Annotated in this window: 9 protein-coding genes; 5 read left to right on the top strand and 4 right to left on the bottom strand. The window is 65.3% G+C overall.

Annotated elements, in window-relative coordinates:
• The coding region (locus Q0C64_RS01395; RefSeq protein WP_294120289.1) for a DUF3833 family protein at positions 1-496 on the top strand (496 nt) is incomplete at its 5' end.
• Between the two features lie 6 nt (positions 497-502).
• Here Q0C64_RS01395 and Q0C64_RS01390 read toward each other — a convergent pair.
• Entirely contained in the window at positions 503-1,750 is a 1,248-nt protein-coding gene (locus Q0C64_RS01390) for a bifunctional alpha/beta hydrolase/OsmC family protein (RefSeq protein ID WP_294120287.1), read from the bottom strand.
• A gap of 185 nt (positions 1,751-1,935) precedes the next feature.
• Between Q0C64_RS01390 and Q0C64_RS01385 the strand changes: the two genes are divergently transcribed.
• Together Q0C64_RS01385 and Q0C64_RS01380 are read left to right on the top strand one after the other, a co-directional pair.
• Positions 1,936-2,550, top strand: coding sequence for a hypothetical protein (locus Q0C64_RS01385; RefSeq protein WP_294120286.1), 615 nt, complete (start codon positions 1,936-1,938; stop codon positions 2,548-2,550).
• 59 nt (positions 2,551-2,609) lie between these two features.
• On the top strand, positions 2,610-2,999 hold the full coding sequence (locus Q0C64_RS01380; RefSeq protein WP_294120285.1) for a four-helix bundle copper-binding protein: 390 nt from the start codon (positions 2,610-2,612) through the stop codon (positions 2,997-2,999).
• 3 nt (positions 3,000-3,002) lie between these two features.
• Here Q0C64_RS01380 and Q0C64_RS01375 read toward each other — a convergent pair whose 3' ends face one another.
• From Q0C64_RS01375 to recR, 3 genes are read right to left on the bottom strand one after another with little or no spacing between them, the layout of a single operon-like run.
• Positions 3,003-3,374, bottom strand: a complete 372-nt coding sequence (locus Q0C64_RS01375; protein ID WP_294120284.1) for a DOPA 4,5-dioxygenase family protein — start codon at positions 3,372-3,374, stop codon at positions 3,003-3,005.
• Complete coding sequence (gene def / locus Q0C64_RS01370) at positions 3,374-3,922, bottom strand: peptide deformylase (protein WP_294120282.1); 549 nt, start codon at positions 3,920-3,922, stop codon at positions 3,374-3,376. The genes Q0C64_RS01375 and def overlap by 1 nt, the downstream gene beginning before the upstream one ends.
• Before the next feature lie 31 nt (positions 3,923-3,953).
• Positions 3,954-4,550 carry a recombination mediator RecR gene (recR, locus tag Q0C64_RS01365; RefSeq protein WP_294120281.1) on the bottom strand — a complete coding sequence of 199 codons (597 nt, stop codon included), beginning with the start codon at positions 4,548-4,550 and terminating at the stop codon, positions 3,954-3,956.
• Between the two features lie 119 nt (positions 4,551-4,669).
• Here recR and fmt point away from each other — a divergent pair, with 119 nt between their 5' ends.
• Positions 4,670-5,575 carry a methionyl-tRNA formyltransferase gene (gene fmt, locus Q0C64_RS01360; RefSeq protein WP_294120279.1) on the top strand — a complete coding sequence of 302 codons (906 nt, stop codon included), beginning with the start codon at positions 4,670-4,672 and terminating at the stop codon, positions 5,573-5,575.
• A complete protein-coding gene (truA, locus tag Q0C64_RS01355; RefSeq protein WP_294120278.1) occupies positions 5,572-6,312 on the top strand; it encodes a tRNA pseudouridine(38-40) synthase TruA in 741 nt (246 codons plus the stop codon). The genes fmt and truA overlap by 4 nt, the downstream gene beginning before the upstream one ends.
• Positions 6,313-6,340: the final 28 nt, after the last annotated feature.

Raw genomic sequence — 6,340 nt, 5'->3', positions numbered from 1 at the left:
CGCAGGCCGCCTCGGGCTAGCCATGATCCCGCTTGCGTTGATCGGCGCCTCGGCCTCGGCCGTCACCAGCAGCCCCGACCCGTCGACCGATCCGATGCGCTTTTTCGAGGGGCGCACCGAAAGCAACAGCATAGTCAAGCTGATCATGCGAAGGCCGTTCAATTCGCGCTCGATTGGCCAGGGCGAGATCGATAGCGGGGTGCTGGAACTGGTTCAGCGGGTCCAGGACGAAGGCAAGGCGCCGTTCAACCGGCAATGGCGCATGCGGCAGGTTGCGCCGGGACGTTTTGCGGGAAGCATGAGCGAAGCGGCCGGCCCGGTGGTCGCCGAAGAAATCGACGGACGCTTTCGTTTCCGGTTCAAGATGAAGGGCAATTTGACGGTCGAGCAGTGGCTGGTGCCGCTACCGGGCGGCCAGGCCGCGCAGACCAGGACCAGCATCCGCAAGTTCGGCATGACGGTTGGCCGGTCCGAAGGGACCATCCGCAAGCTCTAAACCGATCTACATATTGCGCTCGGTGACCCGCTCCATCGCCTCGGCATGGGCCTCGGGCGGCGCCATCGGGGCGGAGTCCATGCTTTCCTCGATGGTGAAGCGCGCACCCTCGGTCAGCGCCTTGTGCACCGGGCACTTGCCGGCGATTTCAATGAGCCGCGCCCGCTGCTCCTCGTCCAGATCACCTTCGAACGCCATGCGGACGTCGAACCGGTCGCGCGGGACCTGGTCTAGCTCGCGGGTGTGACCGACGGCGGTCCTGATCCGCTTGACCGCCCATTCCTTGCGATCGGCATAAAGCCGCACGGTCATGGTCATGCAGGCGGCCAGCGCGCTGCCGAGCAGTTGGAAGGGCGAGGGTCCGCTGTCCAATCCGCCAAAGCTGTCGGGCTCGTCGGCGAACAGCTGGTGCTTGCCGGTGCGGATCAGCAGCTGGAACTTGCCGCGGCCGGTCTCGACCGCCTCGACATCCTGCGGCAGCTCAACGTCCGGCGCGGGCTCGATATAGGCATCGGCCCAGGCGCCGATCAGCGTCGCGGCGCGCGCCGCATCCTCCTTGCGGGTCAGCAGATGGTCGGCTTTGTCGAGCGACAGGAAACTCTTGGGCTGGCGCGCGGCGGTGTAGATTTTGGTGGCATGGTCGATCGACACGCTATTGTCGGTCGGCGCATGCAGCACCAGCAGCGGCCGGTGGAGCGAGGCGATGCGTTTGCCCTGGTCCTGCTCGCGGAGGCTGTCGATCAGCTCGCGCCCGACGCGGAACGGGCGCTGGGCGAGATGGACCTCGGCGCTGCCGTACCGCTCGATCGCGGCCAGGTCTTCGGGCGCGAATTGATGGATCGCATGGGCGACGTCGAACGGCGCGTTGATCGTCGCCACCGCGCGCACGGTCGCACATTTGCCCGCCGCCGCCAGCACCGCGGATCCGCCCAGGCTGTGCCCGACCAGCAGGCTGACCGGCCATCCGTGCTCGGCCATCGCCCCGCAGGCGGCGACAATGTCCTCGACATTGGAGGCGAAGCTGGTCTCGTGGAACGGACCCTCGCTGTCGCCGATGCCGGCGAAATCGAACCGCAGCACGCCGATCCCCTGCCCGGCCAGCGTGCGGGCAATGCGCACCGCGGCGAGATTGTCTTTTCCGCAGGTGAAGCAGTGGGCGAACAGTGCCCAGCCGCGCACGCGGCCCGACGGCACTTCCGGCCGTCCGGCCAGCTTGCGGCCTTCGGCGCCCTGAAACTCGAACGAGTCGATCATTCCAGCCGAACTTCAAGCACGGCGGCGTGGATGATGCACCTCATTCCGCATTTTTGCGCGAGCGGCTCGGGAAGCTAGCAATCTATCAACCCTGGCGCGCTATCGGTGCACCGATTGATGTCGCGTGGAGCAAATAAATGATGGCGCGTTGGAACTTTCGCCTTAGCCGGAGACCCTATTCCTTCTTGCTGGGCATCCTGGTCGTTTTGGCAGCTCATCTCAAATCGCCCGTCGGCTCGATTGTGAGCTACACATTGTTCGCGGTGCTAACCGCAGCGCGGTTTCGAGCGCTCGAGTGGAAGGTTGCGAAAGCATTCATCCCGCTAGCGATCGTCGCAGGGGCAACTTTGCTAAGCGCGGTGCTCATGCCCTCGACCGTAGCGGCCGCGCATGGCGTCGCCTTATTCGCGCAGTTATTCATTTCTGTCCGAGCAGGGCTGAGCACTGGCCCGCACGATCCGGTATCGCCGAAGCTCGCGCTTGCCCGAGACCTTCTTGCCAAGCGGCGGAAGCTATTGAGTACCCTACGGGAATCCAAGCCACTTCACGAGGCGCGCCAACGCGAGGTGGCGAAACTCGTCGCGCTCAATACGCAGCGGCAAGCTTACGTCGCGGAGCACGGATATGAGATGACGGAGGAACATAAGGCGCTGGCCGCGCGCTTCGAAGCGCAGAGGAACATCATTGCGCCATTGGCGGCCGAAACGGACGCGGCTACTGAACGTGCTAAAGCCCAGTCAGAAGAACTTAGGCAGGCTCGGGATGCGTGGAAGAACCGCAACCAGCGCATGGTCGGGTAAGTACAAAGGCTTGCGGAACAGCTTCGCCGGTGCTTCGCTGACGGGCAAGAGGAGACCCTATGTCCATCCGCAAGATGATCGCGCTGCATCCCGGTTCGAAAGACCATGTCAACCAGGCGTTGGGCGATGCGGTGCATCACCTGATGTACTGCGCCAAGATGTGCCTGAGCTGTGCCGATACCAGCATGGCCGAGGCGATGGACACGACCCAGTGCATCCGGCTGTGCCTCGACTGCTCCGATATATGCGAGGCGACGGCGCGGCTCGGCCTCAGGCGCACCGGCAACGACCAGCCGATGCTGCGCGAGCTGCTCGAGCTGTGCGGACGGATGTGCGAGCAATGCGCGGCGGAATGCGAGCGGCACGACCATGAACATTGCAAGCTGTGCGCGCAGATTTGCCGCGAATGCGCCAGCGACTGCGCCAAGGCCGCGGCGAGCCTGGCCTAAATCCTAGAAGTCCGACTTGCCGAAACGCGGGACGCCCTGGTTGACGCCGGGCGGGTCGAGCACGGTCACGTCGAGCTCAAGCGGTTCGCCGATCCAGTGAGCCAGCGTGGTGTGATCGGCGAGATCGTCGTCGGTCAGCGGATGGACCAGCGCGCGCAAGCCCGCCGCTTCGATCGCGGCGATCACGCCGGCGCGCGATTCTTCAAGGAAATGCACTTCATATTGCGGGATCGGGTGCGGTCCGACGCCGCGGTCGGTCATCGCTCCGGTGAAGAGGATGGCGGGGTCGCGCGAAAAGCGGTCGTGCAAGGCGCTGGCGACCGCGCGGTCGTCATCCGAATAATAGATATGGGCGTGGTAGGGCGCGTCGCTCATCAGGCGGCGCGCAATCCGCGCTCCTTGCGAGCCTTGGCCAGCTTCTTCAGCACCATGTCGCGCTTGAGCTTCGACAGATGGTCAATGAAGAGAATGCCCTCCAGATGGTCCATCTCGTGCTGCAGGCAAATCGCCAGCAGGCCGTCGAGGTCTTCCTCATGGGCCTTGCCATGTTCGTCGAGCCAGCGGGCGCGGATCTGGTCGGGGCGCATCACCTCGGCATATTGGTCGGGCACCGACAGGCAGCCCTCGGTGTAGGGCACCTCATGATCCGAATGCGACAGGATCTCGGGGTTGATGAACACCTGCGGCTCGCGGACCGGCTTGCTCTCCGGATCGTCCTCATCCTCCGGCTCCTGCAAGTCCATCACCAGCAGGCGCTTGGGAACACCAACCTGGACCGCGGCGAGGCCGATGCCGGGCGCGGCGTACATCGTTTCGAACATGTCGGCGATCAGCGCGCGCAATTCGTCATCCACCTTGTCGACCGGGGTCGAAATCTGGCGGAGCATCGGATCGGGTGTCTCGTAGATGGGCAATAGGGCCATGGCGGCGATTTAGTCTTTCAGTGGGAGGGGTTCAAGCGACCGGCCTGCGGGCGCGAAGCGCCTGGGCAAGCGTTCCCTCGTCGAGATAGTCGAGCTCACCGCCGACCGGCAGGCCGTGGGCCAACTGCGTCAAACGTATGGGAAATTTCTCCAGCCGCTCGGCTAGGTAATGGGCGGTGGTCTGACCTTCGAGCGTGGCGTTCATCGCCAGCACCACCTCGTCGATGCCGCCGGCCGCGACACGCTTCACCAGCTGGTCGATGCTGAGATCCTCTGGACGCACTCCCTCCAGCGCCGACAGCCGCCCGCCAAGCACATGGTAGCGGCCCGGGAACAGCCGCGAGCGATCAAGCGCCCACAGGTCGGCGACTTCCTCGACCACGCACAGCAGGCGGTCGTCGCGCTTGACGTCGCGGCAGATGCTGCAGGGGTCGCTGGTATCGACATTGCCGCAGGTCGAGCAGGTCGACAGCGTGTCGGCCACCGCCCGCAGTGCGGCCAGCAGCGGCTCGAGCGACGCCTCGCGCTTTTTCATCAGGTGCAGCACCGCCCGCCGCGCCGAGCGCGGGCCAAGGCCCGGCAGCCGCGCCAGGGCCTGGGTCAATGCTTCGATCTGGTGGCTGGCCATGATTGGATTGCTTCGCTTTGCTCGCAATGACGGTGGAATGTTCGTCATTGCGAGGAGTGAAACGACGAAGCAATCCAGAATCTCGCAATTTCCAGAATGCTCGGCCATAGGCGGAACCCATGCGGATCATCTTCATGGGCAGCCCGGACTTCGCCGTGCCAACGCTCGACGCGCTGGTCGCGGCCGACCATGAGGTGATCGCCGCCTATACCCAGCCGCCGCGCCCGGCCGGCCGCGGCAAAGGCGAGCGGCCGACGCCCGTCCAGGAGCGCGCCGAGGAGCTGGGAATCGAGGTGCGCAGCCCCAAATCGCTCAAGGGCGGGGCGGAACAGGAGGCGTTTGCCGAGCTGGACGCCGATGTCGCGGTGGTCGCGGCCTATGGCCTGATCCTGCCGCAGCCGATCCTTGACGCGCCGATGTTGGGATGCCTCAACGTCCATGGTTCATTGCTGCCGCGCTGGCGCGGCGCGGCGCCGGTGCAGCGGGCGATCATGGCCGGCGACGAAGCGACCGGCATTACCATCATGCAGATGGAGGCCGGGCTCGATACTGGACCGATGCTGCTCAAGCGCGCGGTTGAAATCGAGGACAGGAACGCCGCGCAACTGACCGAAGAATTAGCGAAATTGGGTGCGGCGATGATGGTCGAGGTGCTTGCCGACCTGCCCAATTACGATCCGATCGAGCAGCCCGACGACGGCGTCACCTATGCGGCCAAGATCAGCAAGGATGAGGCGCGGCTCGACTGGTCGAGGTCGGCCAGGGAGCTGCAACGCCATATCCAGGGCCTCGCTCCCTTCCCCGGCGCCTGGTTCGAGGTGAATGGCGAGAGGATCAAGCTGCTCGCTGCCGAAATGGCCGGTGGGCATCGCGGCCCGGGGGAGGTCCTGGATGATCAGTTGACGATTTCATGCGGCAATGGCGCGCTGCGGCCGACGCTGGTGCAACGAGCTGGCAAGGGAGCGATGAGCGCCGAGGAGCTGCTGCGCGGCTTCGCTATCCCCAATGGCACGGTCCTGCGATGACCCGCTGGCGGCTGACGGTAGAATATGATGGCGGGCCATTCATGGGCTGGCAGCGGCAGGACCATGGACCGTCGGTGCAGGAGACGCTCGAACAGGCGATTTTCCGCATGACCGGAGAGCTGGCGACGCTTCACGCCGCGGGACGGACCGACGCGGGAGTCCATGCACTGGCGATGGCCGCCCATGTCGATGTGGCGAAGACGCTAACCGAGCACCGGCTGCGCGAAGGAGTGAATGCGCTGGTGCGCCCCGCCCCGGTCAGCGTGACGGCGGTCGAGCCGGTCGCCGACGACTGGCATGCGCGCTTTTCGTGCATCGGCCGGCGCTATCTCTACCGCATCCTCAACCGCCGCGCGCCACCGGCGCTGGACAAGGGCAAGGTGTGGCATGTTCCCGTAGCGCTCGACGCCGAGGCCATGGCCGTGGGCGCCGCGCAACTCGTCGGTAGTCACGACTTCACCACCTTCCGTTCGGTCCATTGCCAGTCGCAAAGCCCGGTCAAGACGCTCGACAGCCTGACGGTCGAGCGGGTCGGCGAGGAAATCCATATCCGCGCGGCGGCGCGCAGCTTCCTTCACCACCAGGTGCGGTCGATGGTCGGCTGCCTGGCGCTGGTCGGGCGCGGGCGGTGGACGCCAGACGATGTGAAGGTAGCGCAGGAAGCGAGGGACCGGCAGGCGCTGGGCCTCAACGCGCCGCCGGAAGGCCTCTATTTCGTGGAAGCGATTTATCCTTAGTTCTCCTGCGAAGGCAGGAGCCTAGACC

It is taken from the genome of Sphingomonas sp. (genome assembly GCF_023266535.1).
Lineage (GTDB): Bacteria > Pseudomonadota > Alphaproteobacteria > Sphingomonadales > Sphingomonadaceae > Sphingomicrobium.
Note: the sequence above shows the minus strand (reverse complement) of the source record. Positions and strands in the feature narration are given on the sequence as shown.